Genomic DNA, 23,385 nt, shown 5'->3' on the forward strand with positions numbered 1-23,385 from the left:
CCGGCCCACGCAGAAAAATCTCACCAAACGGCTCGCGTCCGGATTCCGGGGCGACCGGGACAGACCGACCGTAAGCGTCACCGCCGCGGTTTGGCGAGCGACAGGTGTCGCGAAATCGGAATAAGTGTCGAAATCCAGTCTTCTAGAATCGTGATAAGTGTCAGAATCGACCTTTCTAGAATTAGGATAAGTGTAAAAATCAGTGTTTCTAGAATTGGAATAAGTGTAATATTGAACACTAATAGAATACGAATAACTGTCATATTCAGACATTCTAGAATTGGGATAACTGTCGACGAAAGGCGGTGGAGCTATGCGGCGCAAGGCATATGATGACCTATTGGCCTGGAAGAACGGCAAAACCAAACAGGCGTTGCTGGTAACCGGCGCTCGACAGATCGGCAAGACCTATCTCATTCGTGAGTTTGGCGGGGGAGAATACGACCACGTCGCCGAATTCAACCTTGCCACCGACGACGTGACGCGTGAATCGTTTCTCGCCGCTCGCAGCGCGGATGATCTGGCCCTGCGTATCTCAATCGCAGCCGACGGCCCCTTGGTGCCGGGGCATACGTTGGTGTTCATCGACGAGGTTCAGGAATGCCCGAACGTCGTGACGTACATCAAAACCTTGGTCGATCGCGGGGAATACGACTACGTGCTGTCCGGTTCGCTGCTCGGCGTCGAGCTGGAGAACGTGCGCTCGTATCCGGTCGGATATATGTCCGAGCTGATGATGTTCCCGATGGATTTCGAGGAGTTCTGCTGGGCCACCGGGCTCGCCGACCAGGCTTTCGCCATGGCGCGCGACTGTTTCGAGCGGCAGACTCCCGTGCCGGACTTCCTGCACGAGCGGTTGTCGGCGCTGTTCCACCGTTATCTGCTGACCGGAGGCATGCCGGACGTCGTGGCCGCGTTTGTGCGCGACAACGCCGTGGATAACGTCAGAACGCTGCAAGCCGACATCCGTAGGTTCTACAACCGCGACATCACGCAGTACGCGCCACGGGACCGTCGCCTGGTGATTCAGGAGATATATCGGATGATTCCCGGGCAATTGAACAATCCCACGCGACGTTTCAAAGTCGGCGACATCGCCGACGTCCAGCGCTTCAGCCAGGTCCAGGACGAGTTCCTCTGGCTGTCGCGCGCGAACGTGGCACTGCCTGTATACAACGTGGACGAGCCGAAAGGGCCGTTGAGGGCCGCGGAGGAGCGTCGTCTGCTCAAACTGTTCTATTCCGACGTCGGTCTTTTGACGGGCACGTATGAGAAGCGCTCCACGTTGGGCATCCTTGACGGGTTGGGCACGCAGTCGGGCGAAACGTCCTCGTCCCACGACCGTATGAATTTCGGCGGAGTGTACGAGAACGTCGTGGCGCAGGAGCTGGTCGCCCACGGTTTTGCTCCGTACTACTTCACCGGCAAGAAGGTCGGCGAATTGGACTTCCTCATTGAGGACGCGGACGGTCGGATCAGGGCGTTGGAAATCAAGTCAGGCAGCCGGTTCCGCAGCCATGCCGCGCTGGACAAGGCGCTTGTCGCACCCGGCTACGGCATCGACGAGGCCATCGTCTTCGCCGAGACCAACGTCGAGCGCGACGGCAAGGTGCTGTATCTTCCGGTCTACATGGTCTCGTTATTGCATCGCACCCGGCAACTCGTGTGAAGGCGGCTGTCTGCGGCACGGGTGGACGCATATCGTGCTCACCGCGCATGCGACGTGTGTTCGCGACGCTGAGAATTTCGCTACGATGAAGGCAGGATTCGCGAATGGACCCGTATCGGCGGGCGCCACATCTTGAGCACGAATGAGCACGAATAAGAACGGAATGAGGGACGGAATCATGCAGGACTACATCCAAGCCGGCGACGGCCGAACCATCACCATCGATCCGAAGGCCAGCCGCGAGGAGACGCTTGCCGCGCTGCTCGAGCAGATCATGGGCGTGTATTCGGTGAGCGACGAGGAGCGGCCGCTGACCGATATGGTCGAGGCGTTCCTCGACGAACAGCCGCATCTGACCGTGCGCCGCCACGGCGACACGCTGGTGGCCTCCACCGATTTCGGCCGAGAGCAGCGCGTGATCCTCGCCGGGCATCTCGACACGGTTCCGGTGATCGACAACTTCCCGCCGCGCTGGCTCGACCCGGCGGCCGATCTGGCAGAAACAGCCGGCGAGGTGGCACCCGGCGTGGCCAAGGTGCGTCATGACGTCGCCGGTAAGGTCGCGCCGGGCACCCGCGTGATGTGGGGACGCGGCGCCACCGACATGAAGGCCTCCGACGCGGTGATGCTCTACCTCGCCGCCACCCTCACGCAAGCCAACGCCAAAGTGGACCTGACCTACGTGTTCTACGACCATGAGGAGGTCGTGGCCGAGAAGAACGGCCTGCGCAAGGTGGTTGAGGCCCATCCCGACTGGATCACCGGGGATTTCGCCATCATCGGCGAGCCGACGAACTGCGGCATCGAGGGCGGCTGCAACGGCACGATGCGCTTCGATGTAGTGGCGCACGGCGTGGCCGCGCATTCCGCCCGCGCGTGGATGGGCAGAAACGCCATCCACGAGGCCGCCGACATCCTGACCCGTCTGAACGCCTACGAGCCGCAGGATATCGAGGTGGACGGCCTGGTCTACCGCGAGGGCCTCAACGCCACGCTGATCTCCGGCGGCAAGGGCACGAATGTGATCCCCGACGAATGCCGCGTGCATGTGAACTATCGTTTCGCGCCCGACAAGACGCTGCCCGAGGCCAAGGCGCTGATGATGGGCGCGGATGCGGGCGCCCAGCTCGGCAATGGCGAGCATGTCGCCACCGGCGGTGTGTTCGAGGGCTACGGCATCGAAATGAAGGACGAAAGCCCCTCCGCCCGCCCGGGCCTGAGCTCTCCGCTGGCAGCCTCGCTGGCCGCGCTGGTCAAGGAGCGCACCGGTCGCGACCCGCTGGCCAAACTCGGTTGGACCGACGTGGCGCGTTTCGCGATCCTCGGCATTCCGGCCGTCAATCTCGGTGCCGGCGACCCGCTGCTCGCCCACAAACACGACGAGCAAGTGCCCGAAAGCGACCTCGTGCTGATGGCCGATCTTCTGCAGACGTGGCTTTGCCGGTAAAAGTGTGGCATACTGAGAGACGGTGGTTCTGCAAACCACCGACGTGCCTGATGGCGTCGATCCCCTCGCGGTTCTTCGACTTGACAACGCGAGCGCTGGTGTCCGCCGTCTGCACACATGGACTTTGATGAGTTTGCTTGCGCGAGCGCAATCGTTGCGCGGCCACGGTGAGAGCGTGGTGTGAGCATCGCCGCAGGCCTGAGATACGACGCGATGCAGCGTGTCGTAAGGAGCATTGTGCCCACTGTGAACCATGATGGGGCCGACGAGGTCGCAACCCCTGAAACCAACGTATCCGCATCATCCGTATCCGCTTCGAGCGAGCCGGCCGACGCATCGGCCCAGCCCGTCGTCTCGCCCGCTCCCCGCCGCCGTCGCGGTGGTCGCCGCGTGGTGCGCGGTGCCGGTGCCGCCGGCGCTTCGGTGGAGCTGAAGGTGGAGGATCATTCCACACCGCTGTTCGAGGAGCCGGTGCTGCCCGAGCCCGCCGCCAAGCCGGCGAAGTCCACTGGCCGCACGCGTTCGAATACGAATAGGTCCGCGAAGGCCGAGCCCGCCGTCGTCGAGGTCGCCGCATCGCCGTTTGAGGTCGATGAGGAGCAGGATCGTCCGCCTCGTCGCACGCGTCGCCGTGCGTCCGCCGCGTCCGCCGAGGTGGATGCGCTTGAGCCGCCGGCACCACCGACCGTCGATTCCCGTGATGATGACGAGGATGCCGATGAGCGTCCGTCCCGCCGCACCCGTTCGCGTTCGCGCGCCCGCGTCGAGGAGGAGACGTTCATCGAGCGTGCGTTCGAGGTGGTTGGCGAGCTGCCTGAGGGCCATGAGACCCCGCGCCGTTCGCGTCCGATGACGTCGCTGCTGTTCCAGGAGCCGGTGATTCCCTTCGACGACTCCGACGACGACCGTCCGTCCCGTCGCGCCATGCGTGACGATGATGAGGACGACGAGGATCGTTCCACCCGTTCGCGTTCGCGCCGCCGTCGCTCCAGAGCGGGCGACGATGAGGATTTCCGCGATGACGAGCGCGGCGGCCGTGGCTCCCGCGGCACGCGCCGTGACGACCATGACGATCATGACGATCGCGAGACCCGTGACGAGCGTGACACACGGGACGAGCGCGACGATGACGAGCTGGAGGGAACCTCCCGTTCGCGTTCGCGCCGCAACCGCCGTCTGAACGCGCAGGAGCGCCGTGCCGCCGCCGAGGTCGAGCAGATCGAGGAGGACCTCGAGCTCGACGACATCGCCTATACGCCGATCGACGAGGAGGAGCCGGAAAGCGACGAGCCGCGTTCGCGCTCCCGCCGTCGCCGCCGTTCCCGCTCCAAGTCCGACCAGTCGCAGGAAACCCGCGAATCGCGTGAGACCCGCGAGACCCGCGACGAGCGCGCCGATCATGACGATGCGGATGACGAGGCCGAAACCGTCACCCGTCGCCGCCGTCGCCGCCGCTCCAAGGCCGATTCCGACGATCAGGAGCAGCCGCTGGTGCGCCGTTCGCGCAAGCAGCAGTACATCGACGAGATCACCGACGTCGAAGGCTCGACCCGACTTGAGGCCAAGAAGCAGCGCCGCCGCGACAACCGCCGCGAACGCAGCCGCCAGAGCCAGCTCATGGAGCAGGATTTCCTCGCACGCCGCGAGAACGTGGACCGCCTGATGGTGGTGCGCGAACGCGAACGCCACACGCAGATCTCCGTGGTCGAAGACAATGTGCTCGTCGAGCATTACGTCTCCGACATCCAGGAGGTGCAGACGGTCGGCAACATCTATCTGGGCCGCGTGCAGAACGTGCTGCCCAGCATGGAGGCCGCCTTCGTCGACATCGGCCAGGCGCGCAACGGCGTGCTGTACGCGGGCGAGGTGAACTGGGACGCCGCACGTCTCGAGGGCCAGCCGCGCCGTATCGAACTCGCGTTCAAAAGCGGCGATCCGGTGCTGGTGCAGGTCACCAAGGATCCGATCGGACACAAGGGCGCCCGCCTGACCTCGCAGGTCACGCTGGCCGGCCGCTTCCTCGTGCTGGTACCCTCCGGCGGCATGACCGGCGTGAGCCGCAAGCTGAGCGAGCGCGAACGCAGCCGCCTGAAGAACATCGTCTCGAAGATCGCGCCGAAGGATATGGGCGTGATCATCCGCACCGCCGCCGAGGGCGCCTCCGAGGAGGCCATCGTCAAAGATCTCGAAAGCCTGGTGCGCCAGTGGGAGCGCATCAACGCCAAGCGCGAGGAGTTCTGGCACGGCAAGCGCCCCAAGCTGCTGCAGGGCGAGCCGGACGTGGCGATCCGCGTGGTGCGCGACATCTTCAACGACGATTTCAACAAGCTTATCGTCGAGGGCTCGAAGGTGTATGAGCGTATCGAGGAATACCTCGACACCATGGCCCCGGATCTGAAGGACAAGCTGGAGCGTTGGGACCCGGCCGAGCATGAGGGCAAGGACGTATTCGACCGCTGGCAGATCGATTCCCAGCTGCGCAAGGGTATGGAACGTCAGGTCTACCTGCCGTCGGGCGGCTCGATCGTGATCGACCGCACCGAGGCGATGACCACCATCGACGTGAACACCGGCCGTTTCATCGGCAAGGGCAAGTCGTTGGAGGAGACGGTCACCCGTTGCAATCTTGAGGCTTCGGAGGAGATCGCGCGTCAGCTGCGGCTGCGCGACATCGGCGGCATGGTGATGATCGACTATGTGGATATGGTTATGCCCGCCAACCGCGACCTCGTGCTGCGCCGCTTGGTGGAATGCTTGGCGCGCGACCGCACCAAGCATCAGGTGGCCGAGGTCACCTCGCTGGGTCTGGTGCAGATGACGCGCAAACGCATCGGTCAGGGCCTGGTCGAGGCGTTCTCCGAGGAATGCCCGACCTGCAAGGGCCGCGGCTTCATTCTGCACGACCATCCCACCGTCTCCGCCGACTACGACGATCCGTACGCGTTGCGCGGCGGCGACCCGTTCATCAAGACGAACAAGCATGGCCGTGGATCGGATGTCTCCGCCCCGCAGGGTTCTTCGCCGGACGTGAAGGCCAAGCTCGCGCAGATCGCGGCCGCCGCCATCGCCGCGAACAATGCGGATGAGGAGGACGGAGAGAGCGAGGAAAAGTAGGCGACTGCGTGTCGAGCTTGACACGCAGTTGCGTAAGTACATGGGTGGGTGTATCTTTGATAGTCGGTGTCTGGACACGTGGTTTCGCCATGCCGGACGAGAAAGCTTTACCAAACAGTAGCAAGGTAGGATTATGTACGCGATTGTGAAGGCCGGTGGCCATCAGGAAAAGGTCGAGGTCGGCGACGTCATCCTCGTCAACCGTCTCGAGGCGAAGAAGGGTGAGACCGTGGAGTTCCCGGTCGCGCTCGTGGTCGATGGCGCCAAGGTGACCATGGCCGCCGCCGATCTGGCGAAGGTGTCCGTCAAGGCCGAAGTCGTCGACGACGAGGCCAAGGGCCCGAAGATCAACATCCAGAAGTACAAGAACAAGACTGGCGTTGCCCGCCGCAAGGGTCACCGTCAGCCGCTGACCGCCGTTAAGGTCACGGCGATCGCCTGAGCTTTCCATACACGTTAGTCAGAACCGAAAGGACCAGAAATGGCACATAAGAAGGGCGCGTCCAGCTCGCGCAACGGTCGCGATTCATCGCCTCAGTACCTTGGTGTGAAGAAGTTCGGCGGCGAGGCCGTCGTGGCCGGCAACATCATCGTTCGCCAGCGTGGCACCAAGTTCCATCCGGGCCAGAACGTGGGCGTCGGCAAGGACCACACCCTGTTCGCCCTCGCGGACGGCAATGTGAAGTTCGGTGTGCGTCGTGACCGCAAGGTCGTCGACGTGGTCACCGCCTGAGCCACCCGAGCTTAACTCAAGCTTTCAGACCGCATCGTGCGCTTACGCGCCGATGCGGTCTTTTGTTGCCCTTTTTCGTCATCCTGAGCGGTCCTGTTCCTTTTTCTTCGTCATCCTGAGCGGAGCACGAAGTGCGTAGTCGAAGGATCTCAGCCCCAAGGCTCCACAGCATAAACGGGGGACAGGGGGCATATCATCAAAACCTCTATTTTCGTTGTTATAGGCTGAAATTTCAATGAAAACGCTCTATGAAGGGGGTAAGCTTTTTCGGCGTGTCCCCTGAGATTCCGCGGGCGACAAGGTGATGGAACGAGGTTCGTCATTAATAAGTGAGCGCGTAATCGTTGTTCGTTTGTCGTAATGGGTGAGCGCGAAACGGTGCCTGCGATCTATTTGTCGTTTTGTCCGGCGTCGGCGCGCATGCGTTCGATCGCCTTTCCCAAGTATCCCATGTCCAGGCCGGCGCGGCGGGCCATCGCCTCGGTGCGGTCCCGGCTGACGCGTTCGAGTTCGTCCTGGATGACGGCGATCTCGCGGTTGAGGCGGGCGGGGTTGGTGGCGGCGATGATCCCCTCGATGCGGCGGCGGGCGTCGTCGACGACGTATCCGCCGCCCCCGGCGGCGCGGTCGGCGGCGTCGTGCTCCAGCACGCGCGCCCACGGGGTGCGGGGCTCGTCGTACACGGTCTTCCTGCGCCCGTCGCGCCCCTGGTCGACGCGCACGGGCTTGCGGGTGGGCGTGAACAGGTTCAGCAGCACGTAGGTCTTCGCCCACAGCCGGTTGAGCAGCTCGCGCTGCTGCGCGGTGTCGTAGCGCCAGTGGAACGCGTATTTCCTGACGACGTGGTTGTTGCGCGACTCGACGGTGGCCTGGTCGTTCTTCCTGTACGGGCGGCTGCGGGTCTGTTCGATGTCCTGTTCGAGCAGCCAGTCGACGAGCTCGTCGTTGATGAACTCGACGCCGTTGTCGGAGTCGAAGCAGGTGACGGGAAACGGGAAGAGCGGCAGGGCGGTGGCGACCGCTGCCTTGATGTTGGATTTGGCATTGTTGCGGGCGGTGACGTTCACGGTCCAGTTCGTCGCGTAGTCCACCATCGTCAGGGTGCGGGCGAACTCGCCCTTCATGCTGGGCCCGCAGTGGGCCACGGTGTCTGCCTCGGCCAGGCCGGGAACGCGGATTGTCTCGTCGGTGCATTTGCGGATCCTGATCGAGTTGCGCATGTGCTCCGCGGCCGGCCGGGTCAGCGACGCGCCCTTCGGCATGGCGGCCTGTTTGAGCGGTCTGAGCCGCCGGTCGATGGTCGACGGACTCATCGCCAGCACCTGGTCCAGCGCGTCGCCGTCGATGCCGTCGAGCTCGCCGTTCGCCAGGAGCGCGGGAATCCACTGGTCGAACATGGCCTTCATGTACGGGCCGCACGGCATGCCCATGAGCAGCCACAGGCGCTCCAGCAGCCGCTGCGCGCCCGCGTCGTACTTCGGCCGCCTGCCCCGCGCCGCGCCTTTCACGGGTTTCTCCCTCTCCGCCTGCGTGAGCAGCCGCCGGGCGGTGGACCTGCCCATCCCGACGGCCTCGAGGCGGTCGAGGATCTCGCCCTTCTGTTTCTTGTCGCCCTTGGCGTACTCCGCCTTGAACCTGTTCGTCAGCCGTTTTCTCGTGGCCATGTCCAGTCTGCCTTCCATAAGGCAAGCATCCCCGCGAACGACGCGGGCCGCGCGGGATTTCGCGCTCATTATTTATGACGAACGGAATCCAATTTCGCGCTCAAACATTACGACGAACGTCGGGAAACCGTAAAGGGAAGAATGATGGGTGTATTCTTTGCGGTTGACTGAAACGAAGAGACAAAAACAGAGGTGGAAAATGTTGAATACTCCGAAACGGGGGGGGGGGTCTCCCTATTTAGGCTGATCGCCGCAACAGTTGCCGTCGCGACGCTGGGGTCGCTTGCGGTGACGAATATCGCCATCGCCGATCCCTCTTCCCAGGGTGATGCCGACTCCTCTCAGAACGTGCAGCTGGTGCAGAACACCGACGACTCCGATCAGAGCACAGACACCACGCAAGGCACGGACGTTTCGCAAGGCACGGATGCTTCGCAGAGCACAGACGTCGATACCCAAAACACGGACGCCCAAAGCGCCGACGACCAGACCGACGATATCGTCGCCCAAAATGCCGACGACGGCATCAGCACCGCCGCATTAACCGGTTACACCGTCAACGATACGGTCTCGCCGGAAGGCAGCACCATTGACGTGTTTGATTATTGGCTGTCTGATTCTCGGTTCGCCCAAGATAATGCGACTAGCACGCCTTCTGATTACCTTAATCGAGGTATTAATGCGAATCACTCTCTGAAATTCAGCCCCAATGCGAATCTTCTTGGATACAAGGCTGCTGAGGTGGGTAACCAGAATCCAAGCAAAACCGGTGGAAATATCAATGTATGGACCGGAAAGTCGACTGACGATGTCGGCGGTCCCTACGCGGGGATTGTGGAGAATACATTGGGGGAGGATGGCTACCCGATCCTGAAGGATGGTAATGCGACCGGTATTACCGGTGAAGAATCCGTTAGTGAATCCCTTGACTATCTGTTCAATCGGACATCATCGAACTCCAAAGCTGTATATGCGGATGCGGATGGTTTACTCCAACTGGATGATTATGGTTACTATTATTATGACAGTCAGCTAAACTTTGCGTCCTTATTAGATGGGCAGTCGTCATCCTCATCGAATTCGTTTGTGTTATATCAAAATCCAAGCGTAAATGGCAATAATAATGCGGACAAATCGACTGGACAATTCTTCCCTTTTAACAATGGAACGAGTGTTTTCACGGATTCGGGAGAAGCTAAGAATATTCATTCAGATGATGCTGTGTTGAATCATTACTTTGGCTTACGAATGACGTCAACTTTCGTGCAGCCAGCTGATGGCGTTACGGATAATAACCAAGAAATGCAGTTCAAATTCTCTGGCGATGATGATGTCTGGGTGTTTATCGACGGTGTGCTCGTAGGAGATGTTGGCGGTATTCATGATCGTCTGACGTTGAACATCAATTTCGCTACCGGTGAGGTGACGGTGACTGATGGTTCCAGTTATGCCAACGACTCAGGCAGTCCGAAAAAATATACCACTAATCTGGCGTCAAATATCAAGCAAGCTTTTGAAAACGCAGGTAAGGCCGATGAAGTCCGATGGGGCGAGGGCGCCCGAGCCAACACGTTCGCTGACGGCACCTATCACGAATTACAGTTCTACTATTTGGAACGTGGTAACGGCAACTCGAATATGAAGTTGTCCTTCAACCTTGTTGAGCCGATGAGCAGCGACGTGATCAAAGTCGATCAGAGTGGTGACTCGCTGGAAGGCGCAAGCTTTGCTCTGTATGCCACGGATGCCGACTATACGGTGGATGAAAAAACCCTTGTATTGGCTACTGGCGAGACCGATGAGAATGGTTATCTGATTCTGACGGATAATACGGGAACGATTATCGATTTTGGTAAGAGGTATGGAGATAACCCAGACACTAACGCATACTATGTGTTAAGGGAAACTGAAGCGCCAGCAGGATACAGTCGCATGATAAATGATATGCGCCTGCGGTACATGCCATCAAAGAATCTGGCCAGTGGATCTTTGGTCTCCGATCCTGACTCAGATAGTCCGAACAGTTCCATATGGAACACGGGTGGCGTGGCTCGTGGTAAGGAACGTATCACTGCGCTCTCGGCATTCACGACGTATAGTCATAGTGGAGCCACTAATAATCCTTGCGTCACGGAGTGCTCTACGAAAGACATGCTTGAGAACGGCACGATGTTCGCGGTCGTGTTGAAGCGTGACAGCACAGATGCCACTATTGAGGGGCTTTCAAACCCTGCAAATTGGCATGTAATTTCAGGCGACATGATTGAGGGATGGTCGGTATCCAAGGGTGCTGCAACTATCCAAAACGTCATTGCTGCGTACCAAGAAACGAAAGCTAGCTCGTTCCGTCTGTCGAGTAATGGCTACTATGAGGCGAATATTGAGTCTCTGCCAGGATACTTGGATGAGTACTACTTCATGCTGGATGAGAGCGCTAAGAACAGCACCAAATATACGGTGGCAACCTACTATTCGACTGCGACTGATGCTAATGAGATGAACGCCAGCAACACTTGGCGCGTGAACAGCGATGAATTTGGTCGTGACTTCTCATCTCGTTTCTACATTCCGAACATCAAGAACGAGCTGTTCGTACAGAAGGTGGACGAGAACGGCGATCCTGTTGCCGGCGCGACATTTGGTCTGTATGGGGCGGATCAGGTTACAGTAAGCGGCGACACAGTAACCGTGAATGAGAATGATGAAGGTAATCCTGCCGGAGGAACTGTTACGACGACAGATTCCTGGATGAACGACACCGATCCCGCGACGCCCTCTTTCAAAGGTGCTGCGATGTTCGCCGTGCAAAGCGAATACCAACGACCGGATTCAACGGAACCACTAAGGACGGACATCAGTGACAAACCATTGGTGAACGGCACATATTACCTTGTCGAGATGGAAGCCCCTGCTGGATATCAGAAAACAACCAATGTAAGCAAGATCGTGGTGTCGGACGATGGCATCTTCGCAGACGCTGGTGAAGCTGACGATGGTATCAAAGTCGTGCGAGGCGTTGGACAGCTGGTAGCGACCATGTCCACGTTTGGTTCCACTGGTTCGTTTGATGACACATTGCGTTATGTAGAATCTGTTGCTGGCTCGGCGACTGACGTGGCGCTTGACGCGAATTGCATCGCTTCTAAATGTAGTGCGACTTTGACGAAGGCGGGGCCTGCAAACCTCGATACTGCGAGAGCCATTGACGGCAAACTTAAGGTCTCACCCACTACATCCACTACACCCAATTCGTTGGAACTCACGTATGGCGGCGTTGGCGCGGCTCTGCAGTATGGTGCTCGCTTTGAGAGTGGTGATTACATGTTCATTTCGGATACGGATTGGCCGATTATCCGAACATATCAGGACGAACGCCCGAGCGGTGCAACGAAGGAGGAATCGCGTACTGATCTGGCTAAGTATGTTGCTAATAAACCGAATTCTGGTCAGGCATTGTCGTCCATCGTTACCGGTTCGGTGATGGTGCAGGTGACCAATGAGCGTGAAGGCGTCGAATTAACGGCAGGCTCCATTGAGGTCAGCAAGACGGTGAAGGGCGCTGCGGCAACCGAGAACTTCAGCTTCACTCTGACGTTGCAGAATGCCAATACTGATGCAATTGACGTCATCAGTGGCTTGGATGCGGATCACGGGGCTACTGTCACAGTTACTAAGGATGAATTGGGCAATGCTGACGCAGAAGTGAATAAGTCATTCAATGCATTGAAATTCGTGACTCCGGACGATACGGCTACACCAAAGGTTTACACCTTTATCGTCAAGGAGAACGTGTATCTTGCCACGATGCCGTTAGGTTGGAAGTATGACCAGTCTGAATATACGGTGAAGGTCCAGTTGAGCTACGAGAACAGTGCTTGGGTTGCGAAGGTGGCATCAATCAAGCAGTCCATGGACTTCAATGGTAATCCCATCGCTTCCGACCAACAGCCTGATGTGACTCAAACCGGTGCCGAATTCGTCAATCAGTATGTGGCGGTGTCTTCGCTGCCGTTGACCGGTGGTCCGACTTCGATGAGCTACGTCTGGCTTGGCCTGTGCATCGCCGGTGCCGGCCTGCTGAGCTGGCTGGGCATGAACGAATGGCGCAAGCGCCATGCGGTTCAGTAATCCACCTCTCCTGTCTCGGGAGAACAACGATGCCGGTGGAGAGCGGCCGACAATAGCCGCTTTCCCGGCATCCATCACAGATTTGCGGATCGCGGAGGATATGCGAGCCTCCAACCTCCGCGATTGCAAGAAAAGTATGTAGAAGAAAAACGAAAGGAAGGGTTCTCATGAAGATGAGGAAACTTTTTGCGGGTATCGCCGCCGCTGCGACGATGCTCGGTGGTCTCGCCCTAGGCGTCACCACCGCCAATGCCGCGCCGGCAACGGTCATCACCGGTGATCAAACTATTACGTTCACGGCAGATGATGCCGTGAACCTGAATGGCCACACTCTTGAAGCATACAAAATTGGCGAGTATGTGGAATACACGAATGGTACGGAGACCAAGTACGGTATTCAAACCGTTAAAGGCGCGAACAATGAGACCATTACTGAAGTGCGTCGCGCGGTGAATACCGTTGTCGACCCTGATGTGACGGATGAGGAAGACCCACTGTCCACAGTTCTTGGGACTAATCCAGCGGGGCTGGATATCCAGAAAGCTGGAACGAGCCGCAAGTTTGTGCAAGAGCTTAATAAGAGCGAGCTGGGTACTGCTACTAAGCCGGACGCGTTGAACGCTGTCGCGGCGACGCCTCCGGCCACCGGATACACAGCATCCATCACACTGGAAGCCGGATTGTGGGTTATTTACGATACGACTTCTACCAACGCATCTGTTCCGATTCTTATCGGTACCGCTCCTGTGGAGCAGAATCCCACGGTGGCATTTAAGAACGCTTCGGTTCCTCCGAGCCCCAGCAAGGAGATTATCGAAGGCGACACCAACAACACTGTGACTATCGGTGATGTTGTGACTTACCAGGTGACGGGCAAGGTTCCTGACACCTCTGCTTACACGGAGTACTCCTATGTGTTCACTGATAACCCGGGTACTGGTTTGACCGTTGACCCGGCGACTGCGGGCATTACGATTGCTGGCAAGCCCATTGCCGAAATCACCGGCGCGAGCACTTCTCTGACCGCTGTGATTACCGGTGATGGGAATACTGCCTTTACCGTCACCTTGAACAAAGAGGCTATTGAGAGTTTGATTGAGAGTCTGAATCTCGCTGCTGGCAATGATCTGGTGATGACCTATAAGGCAACTGTTAATGAGGAAGCTCCAGTTGGTGGCGTGGTTAACACGGTGACGGTTAACAATAATGGTGCGGCTTCGGAAGAAGGTACTGTAATTTCGCATTACAACAGCTTCTCCTTCAACAAGAAGTGGGCTGACGATACTGCTGCGGCGGGCGCGAAGTTCCAACTGACCGACAAGAACGGCAATACGCTTACTGCAGAATCCAACGCCGATGGTGTTGTTTCTTTCACTGGTCTTGAGGACGGTACCTATACGGTTACCGAAACTCAGGTGGCAACGGGTGCTCAAGATTTCAGGGGATCATTTAATGTCACGTTGGAATACGGAAAGAAGCCGGTGTTCGCCGCTGTTGCGGCTGATACATGGGATCTTTTCGACCCTGCTACGGCGACCATGACCAACGTTAAGTCCATCACCCAGCTGCCGTTGACCGGTGCGGCCGGCACGGCGTTGTTCACCGTGATCGCGCTGCTCGTCGTGGGCGCTGCGGCCATGGTCTACGCGAAGTCCCGCAAGACCGCCAAGGCCATGATGGCCTGAGCGTGATTGCTGACGCACTTCGTTAGTGGTATGAAGATTGGGCTCTTCGCCATAGGAGAGCCCAATCTTTTCGCACATCTGGAGAGTCCCCCGAATCGTCGAACGGCGTAATGCGATCGACGCCATCTTCACTCCACCTATCCACGCCATGCCATCGGCAATTACGAGAAGGGCAGCGCTCATGACAGACACTTCATTCACCCCAGAACAGCTCGAATATCTTCGCATGCTGCCGGCCGTGAAAAGTGTGAACGGTTCGCATATCTACTATTCATCGCAGTTTCAAAAAGAATGTATGCGCCGGTACGCGCAAGGGGAGCGCCCCTCCAAAATCTTCCGCGACGCGGGCCTAAGCCCCCAAATCATCGGCCATAAGCGCATCGAGCGGTGCATCGCCCGCTGGAAGCAGCTCGACCATCTGTCCGACAGCGAAAACGGCGGCGAAGATGGCGGCGAAAACGGCGGCGAAGGCGGCGGAATCTTCAACATGCGCCGCGACCCCGTCGACGACAATCGTATGCTGCTGCAACTGCTGATGCAGCAGTCGAACTATACCCAAGTCCTCCAGCAAGAAAACAGCAAGCTGCGCGAAACCGTCAAGCGACTCACCGCCGAGGCGGACGGATTGCGTCAGCAACAGCAGCAGTGACCCCATGAAACGACTTCCGTCTTCACCACCGTCTCAAGCGCATCACATGCGTCCGGCGCAGCAGCCGGCCCGGCCATCCTCATCCTCCCGGACTTCCCCCTCCTGGACTCCCGTCCCATTCGAGAAAGCCACCGATGTCGCGGATCTGATGCGCAAACGGCGGAATATGGCGCGCCAACTGCTGGCGATGCGTGTGGTGGTGGCGGTGCTGCTGGCGGTGGCGTTATGCATCGGTGGATATCCGCTGGCCCTGCAATACCAATCCGACCGTCGGCTCGAATCCGCGGCGTCGCAGGCGGCGCAGACCGTGGCGGAGTGGCCGTATCCGCAGGCGGAGGAATCGTTGGCGGCGGCGCGCGCGTATAACGAGCGGCTCGCCCGGTCGGGCCAGCCGGTGATGGGCGAGGCCGTCGACCCGTTCGCGCGGGTGCAGGGCGGCTCGCAAGCCTCCAACGAGGAGGACTCGGAGGCGTCGAAAGACGAGGAATACCAGAGTCTGCTGGACACCGGCGGTGGGGTGATGGGCTCCATTCTCATTCCCAGTATTTCCGTGGATCTGCCGATCTATCATGGCACGTCGGAAAGCGCGTTGGCGTCGGGCGCGGGGCATTTGTATGGTTCGAGTCTGCCGGTGGGCGGCGAGAGCACGCATAGTGTGATCACCGGGCATCGTGGTCTGGTCGAGGCGCTGATGTTCACGAGGCTTGATGAGATGGAGGTGGGGGATTTCTTTTATATCGAGGTGATGGGGGAGACGCTGGGCTATCGCGTGGACCGTATTTTGGTGATCGAGCCCGACGATACGAGCCGGCTCAAGGTCGTCGAGGGGGAGGATCGCGTCACGTTGATGACCTGCACGCCGTATGGTGTGAACACGCAGCGGCTGTTGGTATCGGGTGTGCGCCAGGAGATTCCGATGCCGATTCCGGACCCGCAGGACGCGCCGGGCGATGTGCGCACTCTGGTGGCGTGGGCTGTGGCCGTCGCCGCCATCCCCGGCCTGGTCTTCGCTGTGATATTCAACCGCCGCCGCACCGCCCCCTGGCGTCAGATCCGCCACGCCTCCCGCTGGCCGCGGTGAATGTCGTTACGATAAGGCGGAGTCAAGCAGACGGTTGATGGCCTCTTCGCGGGAGAGCCCGTGCGCTTCGGCGTAAAGGTCGATTTTCTGGTCGCGCGGTTTCCTTCAATTTTTCGATCACACAGCGAATGAAACCGCACGGCCTTTACGTACCAAAATGCGAAGAGCCGCTTCCGTTTGGAATGACGTGGGCATTCCCTGTGTTTGAGGCCCCCTGTTTGAGGGGTGTGTGTCGGTTGATTCTGGGCCGGATTGCGAGGGGGGGGGGGGATTGTGTCCTTTTCCCCCGATTTCCTTCCTCAAAACGGAGTTATGTTAAGTGCCTGAACTGATTTGTCAATGTCGTCGGGGGAGAGCTCCGGCTGGTTGACGGGGTGATGGACGCCATGAAGGAATGGACCGCGATATGAACCAGCGAAGGCGACGAACTCGAGGGGGCGATGACGGCGAAGCCGAAGATCGTCCTCGGCACGCGACGGGGGTCGTTGCCTTCCGTCGGGGTCATCTTGTTGGTCGTTTCGTCGCGGTGTTGGCCACCATGGTGATGATGCTGACGGTGGGCTTCAGCGGCGATGTCGCCTTTGCCGAGCAGGCCGGTGAATCCCAAAACAGTCCATCGAACGTCGACAAAGCGGTTGACGGCGGCACCGAGAACGATTACAAATCGGAGGACTTCTTGGGTGCCGGAAACACCACCCAATACGCTGGGCGCGTGTGGACCGATAAGACGGTATTCGACGGCACTGCCACGTTCGCCGACAATGATGGGGACAAATCGATTTCAGTGTCGGCGTCCGACCCGAAGAATGATTTCCTGATCGCCTATTCCGCACTGGCCACCTCCCAAACGGTGAGCAACCAGCGTCCGTCGGACACGGTGTTCATTCTGGATTTCTCAGCGAGTATGACTTGGGGTGTGAACTCGCAGAAAGTCTCCAAAGCGGACGGCAGCGATTCACGCATCAAGTATCTGGTCGACTCGTTGAACTCCGCCATCGACGCCCTGGCCAAGGCGAATCCGAACAACCGGGTGGCGGTGGTGACGTTCAACAGAACCGGCTCGACGTTCCTGCCATTGCAGGAGTTGAGTGAGGATACGGTCAATCTGTTGGATCAATCGGCCGAGGGCGTCCGCCAGTTCTTCACGTTGAGTGATTTCAGGTTAAAGAACGCGAACGACGGCATCGCGACGGTGACTTGCAATTTCGGCGATTGCGGCGCGCAGACGCGCACAACCGACTCGAAAACCAATATCCAATACGGCGTGTATGAGGGCATGAAGCTGCTCGCGGAAGCCACGGACGTCACGTTTACGGCCTCCGATGGCTCCACGCTCAAACGACTTCCGAACGTCGTGCTGATGTCGGACGGCGCGCCGACGACCATTTCCGAGTCGGCGACAGGCTCAACACTCACCAGAGGAGAGAACGGCGGGCAATGGTGGAGTGGCCTGAAATACAACGGCAACGACTCCATCGGCAGCGGCGACAACAGCAACGCCCACAGCGCCAACGGGTTCCTCCCCATGCTGACCGCAGCGTACTTCAAAAACAGGATCCGCGCCCATTACAACGCAAACGCAGAAGATCAGTCGACGGTCGAGCCGAATGTATACACGATCGGCTTCAGTATCAACCAGCAGACCGGCAGTATGGTCAGCATGGCCAATCTGGTGCTCAATCCTAAGCAATCGCAGTATGTGGAGAACTGCCCGACCGACAACGATGTGAACACCCAGAAAGAGAACGCATGCCATGCCACCAACGAGGTGTTGGACGCTTGGGCCGAGTATCTGAATGGCGGCCGGCCCACGGTGAAGTACGTGGATGGCAATCCCGTGGCATGGAAGGACGAAAAGAAATACAACGTCCAACATCCCAACGACGGCCATGACGCGACGTCCAAGGACTACATGACGCAGTACTTCGCCGCGGAGTCCTCGGACCAACTCAATGAGGCCTTCCAGTCGATTGCCTCGCTGATCACGGAGGCCGCGAAAACCCCTACGAAGGTCGGCTCGGATGCTTTCCACTCCGGGTATATCACCTACACCGATCCCATCGGATCGTATATGGATGTGAAGTCCGTGGTCGGCGTGCTGTACAACGGAGTGAAATACAGTACGCAACGGGAGGAAAACGAAAACTCGACATGTCCGGTGCTGAACGCCGACGGCACCCAGGGCGCCGGCGAAACGCCATGCGTTCGGTACCGTGCCGACGGAGAGGTCGAAACGTCGCTGTACGGCAAACATGCCTTAAGCAGTTTGGATATCTGGGTGGTTCAGGATGCTGGTACCACGTCGGAATCGCCCACCTATACGCTTACGATCCGTATTCCCGCCGCGTTGATTCCCCTGCGTGTGAATACGGTGACATTGGGTGCTGACGGCAGCGTGGCGTCCAATGAGACCTCGACGGAATATCCGATCCGCGTGCTGTATGAGGTAGGGCTCCAAGACAGGATCATCTCGGAAGACGGCGCATTGGTGGCAAGCGCGGTCAGCGAGGATTACACGAAAACCCACGTGGATCCCAAAACGGGCGAGGTGTATTTCCTTACCAACCGGTACAGCGGCGCGACGTATAAGTCCACGAACGCCTCGAACGCCACCGGGGGACAAACCCAAGGCGACGCGGTCTCAGTGTTCCACCCGGCCAAAGACAATCCGTTCTACTCCGTGCAGTCCGCGATGCCGATCTACCATGTCGGTACGGACGGAAGCTGCCCCGCTACGGTGGCGGAAGCGACGCAGGTGAATCATGATGAATTCATCCAAAGTGCCCCGACCACACAGTACTGCATCGGCCTGCAATACTACGGGCAGTCGAATCAAGGCGACGGCGGCGTCATCACCGACCTGACCCTGCGCGCGCGTTCCCAATTCAGCGACTCGGCGATCAGCAGTGACGCCTCGGGCAATGCGATGGTCTCCGAGGGGCGTATACGTCTGGGATATCTGGCGGATCACACCGACAAAACAATATCCACCAACAACACCGACACCGCTGTGCACGCCTACGCGCCCACCTACCAGTACTGCAATCCCAACAACCTCAGCCAAGTGGACGGGTATGTGGCGGTGTACCACGGCAACAACGGCAAATTGACGACCTCGCCCAGTTCCACGCAGGCCACGATTCAGGTCAAGAAGATTCTGGAAGGCAAGGAATGGAGCGATTCGGACAGCTTTGCCTTTGTGCTGGCAAGTCAAGATGGCGCGCCTTTGCCCGCCGGCTCGACCGGCAATCAGACGGACATGACGATCGACCGGAATTCCGTGAACCATATGGCAAGTTTCGGTCCCATCAGCTACAGCCAGGTGGGCGCGTACGTCTACTCGCTGACCGAACTGAACCCGAGCGATCCCCTGGACGGCATGACGTATTCGCAAGCCGAATACATGGTGACCGTGACGGTCGCCGTGGATGCGGACACCGGCGGACTCGCCGCCACGGTCTCGATGACGCGGACGCGCGACGATGACGGCGGTGCGACGAACGCGGCGGTTACGGCGGCGGATGGCACGCAGCCCACCGCGGAGTTCACCAATCGGTTCCATCGCGTGGCTGTATTGCCATTGACCGGTGAAGCGGCCGGCCGGGACTACCTGCGGACGGGATTGGCGCTCGCGGGCGTGACCGTGCTGAGCGCCGCCGGAGTCGGATGGTGGAGACACCGGAGAGAAAGCAGCGCCATATGAGACGCGAGCTGACATAGGGATTTGTTTCCTCTCTCGCGAAGGCGCGTCGGGAAACGAAAGAACTGCGGAGTATGGACGTGGGAGAGATCCCGTTCCGAGCCCGCGATCCATAACCAAAGCAACGAAAGGAAGGGACACTTATGAACATGAGGAAACTGGTCGCCGGCATCGCCGCCGCCACGGCGATGTTGGCAGGGGTCGCGTTGGGCGTGGCCCCCGCCAGTGCGGCAGAAACCAGAGTGGACTCGATGTCGACGGTGAAGTTCACCGCCGACAGTGCGGCGCAGCTGGCTGGGCGCAAGCTGACGGCATATAAGCTGGCCGACTATTATCAAATCGCCAACGATGGCGACGGCGGTGGTGTGGCGTATACCGTGAAGACGATCGCCGATGCGGCGACCATCCATACGGCGTTGACGGACGCGGTTGCCGCCACCAATGCCAACGGTCTCACCGTACCGGACACCAAAACGGACCAGCTGGCCTGGGCGCTGTCGCAGAATGGTGTGCTTGACGACAGCTCCGCCACTTCGGCTCCATGGGTGGGCAATACCCGCAGGTTTGCGGAGTCGCTGAAGAGCCATATTAATGATCCGGATTTTACGAACACCAGAGTCAATGATATTTCGTTAACGGCGACCAATGACGAGTCGCCTTCGGCCACCATAACCCTCGAATCGGGCGTATGGCTGATCGTCGATACCAGCACCGCCTCCGACAATGTGACGCAGGCCATCCCTATGGTGGTGTCCACCGGTAAGGTGACGGGGTCACAGTTGGTCTCGCCGGATTCTCCTGATACGGATCCCGTGGTCATCAATTTCAAGAACGACACGCTCACCGTGAGCAAAAGCGTCGACCAGCAGGCCGTCGCCGTCGGTCAGACGGTGACTTATACGCTCACCAGCACGGTTCCGTCCACCACCGGTTATGCGAGCACAGGGTATGCCTACCAGTTCATCGACACGCTGGGCGCGGGCCTGAAGTACGCGGGCAACGTCACGGTGAAGGTGGGCGGTAATATGCTTTCGCCAGCCGCGGATGGGACTGGCTACGCCGTCAACAATCCTTATGAGAACGATGCCCAGGAAGTGCGGTTCGACCTGTCGCAATACATCTATACGGCGGGGCAGGACTCCAGTCTGGTCGGCAAAGCCGTTGTCGTCACCTACGACGCGACCGTGACCGATTCCGCGGTCGTGGAGGGGGAAGGCAACCTCAATACCGTGATTCTCAAGTACAGCAACGATCCGAGCATGACCTCCTTCGGCCAGCCGCAAAGCACCGTGAAGGTGTATACCGGCAAGTTCGTTCTCGACAAACTCAACAAAGATGGCGTGCGGCTATCCGGTGCCAAGTTCCAGGTCTTCAGAAGCGGGGAAACCGGCGAAAGCAATGCGCTGCAGTTCGTGAAGAACTCGGAGGGAACGGAATACAAGCTTGCCGATGGCGAATCCGGCGGAACCACCACCACTACCATCACGACACTGGACGGCGCTCCCGTCGCCATCACCGGTCTGAATGGTGAGTACACCGTCAAGGAGACCCAAGCGCCAGCGGGTTATTCGTCCTTCCTGCCGGCATTCAATGTGACGGTGACCGCTCCGACAAGCGATGGCGGCGCAAGCACGGTCGGCGTCAACCCAACCCAGTGGGGAGAACTCGTCACCTCGCAGGGGCAGACGGTCACCGTGACCAACGTGAAGAACATCGCCCAACTGCCGTTGACCGGCGGTGTGGGACTCACCTTGTTCGTCGTGGCGACGGCGCTGTTCGCCGGCGCGACCGTCACCCTGTATGCGAAGTCCCGCAAGACCCGCAAGGAGCTGATGCGCTGAACTCGCGTCCACACCGTTGAAATCTGAAGTATTGGCCTTCGGCTCGAATATGCTGGAGGCCAATACGTGTTTGCGTAGGCCATATGCGTTTACATGATGAGGGGACGATAGTCATGTTCGGCGCAAGGGGAAAACGAGGGGCTATGGCGATGAAACGACCCACGCGGTTCACGCCGCAGGATATCGAATATCTGTTGTCGCTGCCGGCTGTGCGGAATGTTTCCGGCAACCAGTTGCGCTACAGCGACGAGTTCAAGAAATACTGCATGCTGCGGTATGCCAACGGTGATTCGCCCGTCCAGATTTTTCGTGATGCGGGTTTGGAGCCAAGTCTGATAGGTCATAAGCGAATCGAGCGTTGCGTGGCCAGATGGAAGGTGAGTGAATTGCCGCGTCTGCAGGAGTCGGATGAATTCGTCAAGGAGCGGGACCGTCTCGTGGCCGTCTATCTGCGGCATTTCCGTCAGGGGCATAACGACCTGCCGAATGAGATTCCATGGGATGCCGAGCATGAGGATGATTCGTTATGGAAGCTGATTTGCCGCCAGCAGCTTCGGCGGATCGATGAGCTGGAGCGCGAGGTGGAGCGGTTGCGCGCACAGTTGGCGAGACGGGGCGGGGGCGATGGCGCGTACGCTCGGCCCGACGAACGGTAAATCTCTTGGGCGGTCCGCTACGACGGGACCAGGACGCACGGATCAGGACTTCGCGCATGTGATCGACGTTTCCGATCAGGCGCGTCGTCATCGCCGTCTGCGACGCCGACTGTTGCTGATGCGTCTGGCGGTGTGCGTGATGGCGCTGGTCACCATCGGTGTGGGCGGATATCCGCTGGCCCTGCAATACCAATCCGACCGTCGGCTCGAATCCGCGGCGTCGCAGGCGGCGCAAACCGTGGCGGAGTGGCCGTATCCGCAGGCGGAGGAATCGTTGGCGGCGGCGAGCGCCTACAACGAACGCCTCGTCCAGTCCGGGCAGCCGGTGATGGGCGAGGCCGTCGACCCGTTCGCGCGGGTGCAGGGCGGCTCGCAAGCCTCCAACGAGGAGGATTCGCAGGCGTCGGGCGACGAGGAATACCAGAGTCTGCTGGACACCGGCGGTGGGGTGATGGGCTCCATCCTTATCCCCGGCATCTCCGTGAACCTGCCGATCTACCACGGCACGTCGGAAAGCGCGCTGGCCTCCGGCGCGGGGCATCTATACGGTTCGAGCCTGCCGGTGGGCGGCGAAAGCACACACGCGGTGATCACCGGGCATCGCGGTCTGGTCGAGGCGCTGATGTTCACGCGGCTTGACGAGATGAAGGTGGGGGATCTCTTCTACATCGAGGTGATGGGGGAGACGCTGGGCTACCGTGTGGACCGCATCACGGTGATCGAGCCCGACGACACCAGCCAACTCAGAATCGTCGAAGGCGAGGATCGCGTCACGCTGATGACCTGCGCGCCGTACGGTGCGAACACGCATCGCCTGCTGGTGTCCGGCGTGCGCCAGGAGATTCCGATGCCGATTCCGGATCCGCAGGACGCGCCGGGCGATGTGCGCACTCTGGTGGCGTGGGCCGTGGCCGTCGCCGCCATCCCCGGCCTGGTCTTCGCCGTGATATTCAGCCGCCGCCGCACCGCCCCCTGGCGTCAGATCCGTCACGCCTCCCACTGGCCGCGGTGAATATCG

Annotated in this window: 14 protein-coding genes; 13 read left to right on the forward strand and 1 reads right to left on the reverse strand. The window is 59.4% G+C overall.

What is annotated here, in order from left to right; genetic code table 11:
- The first annotated feature begins 313 nt into the window (after positions 1-313).
- The 5 genes from BE0216_RS08830 to rpmA all read left to right on the forward strand — a co-directional run bounded on the left by BE0216_RS08830 (position 314) and on the right by rpmA (position 6,963).
- On the forward strand, positions 314-1,669 hold the full coding sequence (locus BE0216_RS08830; protein ID WP_094637644.1) for an ATP-binding protein: 1,356 nt from the start codon (positions 314-316) through the stop codon (positions 1,667-1,669).
- Positions 1,670-1,832: 163 nt separating this feature from the next.
- Positions 1,833-3,116, forward strand: a complete 1,284-nt coding sequence (gene dapE / locus BE0216_RS08835; protein WP_094637645.1) for a succinyl-diaminopimelate desuccinylase — start codon at positions 1,833-1,835, stop codon at positions 3,114-3,116.
- 237 nt (positions 3,117-3,353) lie between these two features.
- Complete coding sequence (locus BE0216_RS08840; RefSeq protein ID WP_420835652.1) at positions 3,354-6,230, forward strand: Rne/Rng family ribonuclease; 2,877 nt, start codon at positions 3,354-3,356, stop codon at positions 6,228-6,230.
- 133 nt (positions 6,231-6,363) lie between these two features.
- Complete coding sequence (gene rplU, locus BE0216_RS08845; RefSeq protein WP_072726351.1) at positions 6,364-6,672, forward strand: 50S ribosomal protein L21; 309 nt, start codon at positions 6,364-6,366, stop codon at positions 6,670-6,672.
- A 39-nt stretch (positions 6,673-6,711) separates the two neighbouring features.
- Positions 6,712-6,963, forward strand: a complete 252-nt coding sequence (gene rpmA, locus BE0216_RS08850) for a 50S ribosomal protein L27 (RefSeq protein WP_072726353.1) — start codon at positions 6,712-6,714, stop codon at positions 6,961-6,963.
- Positions 6,964-7,352: 389 nt separating this feature from the next.
- On the opposite strand, the gene BE0216_RS08855 is transcribed toward rpmA, so the two are convergent.
- The gene (locus BE0216_RS08855) at positions 7,353-8,627 is read right to left on the reverse strand and encodes an integrase catalytic domain-containing protein (RefSeq protein ID WP_226805655.1); all 1,275 of its coding nucleotides are present in this window, start codon (positions 8,625-8,627) and stop codon (positions 7,353-7,355) included.
- 192 nt (positions 8,628-8,819) lie between these two features.
- Between BE0216_RS08855 and BE0216_RS08860 the strand changes: the two genes are divergently transcribed.
- The 8 genes from BE0216_RS08860 to BE0216_RS08895 all read left to right on the forward strand — a co-directional run bounded on the left by BE0216_RS08860 (position 8,820) and on the right by BE0216_RS08895 (position 23,379).
- Positions 8,820-12,755, forward strand: a complete 3,936-nt coding sequence (locus BE0216_RS08860; RefSeq protein WP_193042851.1) for a SpaA isopeptide-forming pilin-related protein — start codon at positions 8,820-8,822, stop codon at positions 12,753-12,755.
- A gap of 167 nt (positions 12,756-12,922) precedes the next feature.
- Positions 12,923-14,440, forward strand: a complete 1,518-nt coding sequence (locus tag BE0216_RS08865; RefSeq protein ID WP_094637727.1) for an isopeptide-forming domain-containing fimbrial protein — start codon at positions 12,923-12,925, stop codon at positions 14,438-14,440.
- Between the two features lie 181 nt (positions 14,441-14,621).
- The gene (locus BE0216_RS08870; RefSeq protein ID WP_094637728.1) at positions 14,622-15,089 is read left to right on the forward strand and encodes an HTH domain-containing protein; all 468 of its coding nucleotides are present in this window, start codon (positions 14,622-14,624) and stop codon (positions 15,087-15,089) included.
- Between the two features lie 46 nt (positions 15,090-15,135).
- Positions 15,136-16,170, forward strand: coding sequence for a class C sortase (locus BE0216_RS08875; protein WP_169714302.1), 1,035 nt, complete (start codon positions 15,136-15,138; stop codon positions 16,168-16,170).
- A 538-nt stretch (positions 16,171-16,708) separates the two neighbouring features.
- The gene (locus BE0216_RS08880) at positions 16,709-19,873 is read left to right on the forward strand and encodes a Spy0128 family protein (protein ID WP_158217255.1); all 3,165 of its coding nucleotides are present in this window, start codon (positions 16,709-16,711) and stop codon (positions 19,871-19,873) included.
- Positions 19,874-20,013: 140 nt separating this feature from the next.
- Entirely contained in the window at positions 20,014-21,711 is a 1,698-nt protein-coding gene (locus BE0216_RS08885) for a SpaH/EbpB family LPXTG-anchored major pilin (RefSeq protein WP_094637731.1), read from the forward strand.
- 143 nt (positions 21,712-21,854) lie between these two features.
- Complete coding sequence (locus tag BE0216_RS08890) at positions 21,855-22,367, forward strand: HTH domain-containing protein (protein WP_094637732.1); 513 nt, start codon at positions 21,855-21,857, stop codon at positions 22,365-22,367.
- Complete coding sequence (locus BE0216_RS08895; protein WP_094637733.1) at positions 22,336-23,379, forward strand: class C sortase; 1,044 nt, start codon at positions 22,336-22,338, stop codon at positions 23,377-23,379. Before BE0216_RS08890 ends, BE0216_RS08895 begins: the two co-directional genes overlap by 32 nt.
- Positions 23,380-23,385 lie beyond the last annotated feature (6 nt).

The organism is Bifidobacterium eulemuris (assembly GCF_014898155.1).
In the GTDB taxonomy this organism is placed as follows: domain Bacteria; phylum Actinomycetota; class Actinomycetes; order Actinomycetales; family Bifidobacteriaceae; genus Bifidobacterium; species Bifidobacterium eulemuris.

Bases quoted from the DNA above. Each gene is read 5' to 3' on its own strand.
- dapE (WP_094637645.1), top strand. From the start codon at position 1,833: ATGAGGGACGGAATCATGCAGGACTACATCCAAGCCGGCGACGGCCGA.
- BE0216_RS08880 (WP_158217255.1), top strand. From the start codon at position 16,709: ATGGTGATGATGCTGACGGTGGGCTTCAGCGGCGATGTCGCCTTTGCC.
- BE0216_RS08855 (WP_226805655.1), bottom strand. From the start codon at position 8,627: ATGGCCACGAGAAAACGGCTGACGAACAGGTTCAAGGCGGAGTACGCC.
- BE0216_RS08875 (WP_169714302.1), top strand. From the start codon at position 15,136: ATGCGTCCGGCGCAGCAGCCGGCCCGGCCATCCTCATCCTCCCGGACT.
- BE0216_RS08870 (WP_094637728.1), top strand. From the start codon at position 14,622: ATGACAGACACTTCATTCACCCCAGAACAGCTCGAATATCTTCGCATG.
- rpmA (WP_072726353.1), top strand. From the start codon at position 6,712: ATGGCACATAAGAAGGGCGCGTCCAGCTCGCGCAACGGTCGCGATTCA.
- BE0216_RS08895 (WP_094637733.1), top strand. From the start codon at position 22,336: ATGGCGCGTACGCTCGGCCCGACGAACGGTAAATCTCTTGGGCGGTCC.
- rplU (WP_072726351.1), top strand. From the start codon at position 6,364: ATGTACGCGATTGTGAAGGCCGGTGGCCATCAGGAAAAGGTCGAGGTC.
- BE0216_RS08830 (WP_094637644.1), top strand. From the start codon at position 314: ATGCGGCGCAAGGCATATGATGACCTATTGGCCTGGAAGAACGGCAAA.
- BE0216_RS08865 (WP_094637727.1), top strand. From the start codon at position 12,923: ATGAAGATGAGGAAACTTTTTGCGGGTATCGCCGCCGCTGCGACGATG.
- BE0216_RS08885 (WP_094637731.1), top strand. From the start codon at position 20,014: ATGAACATGAGGAAACTGGTCGCCGGCATCGCCGCCGCCACGGCGATG.
- BE0216_RS08890 (WP_094637732.1), top strand. From the start codon at position 21,855: ATGGCGATGAAACGACCCACGCGGTTCACGCCGCAGGATATCGAATAT.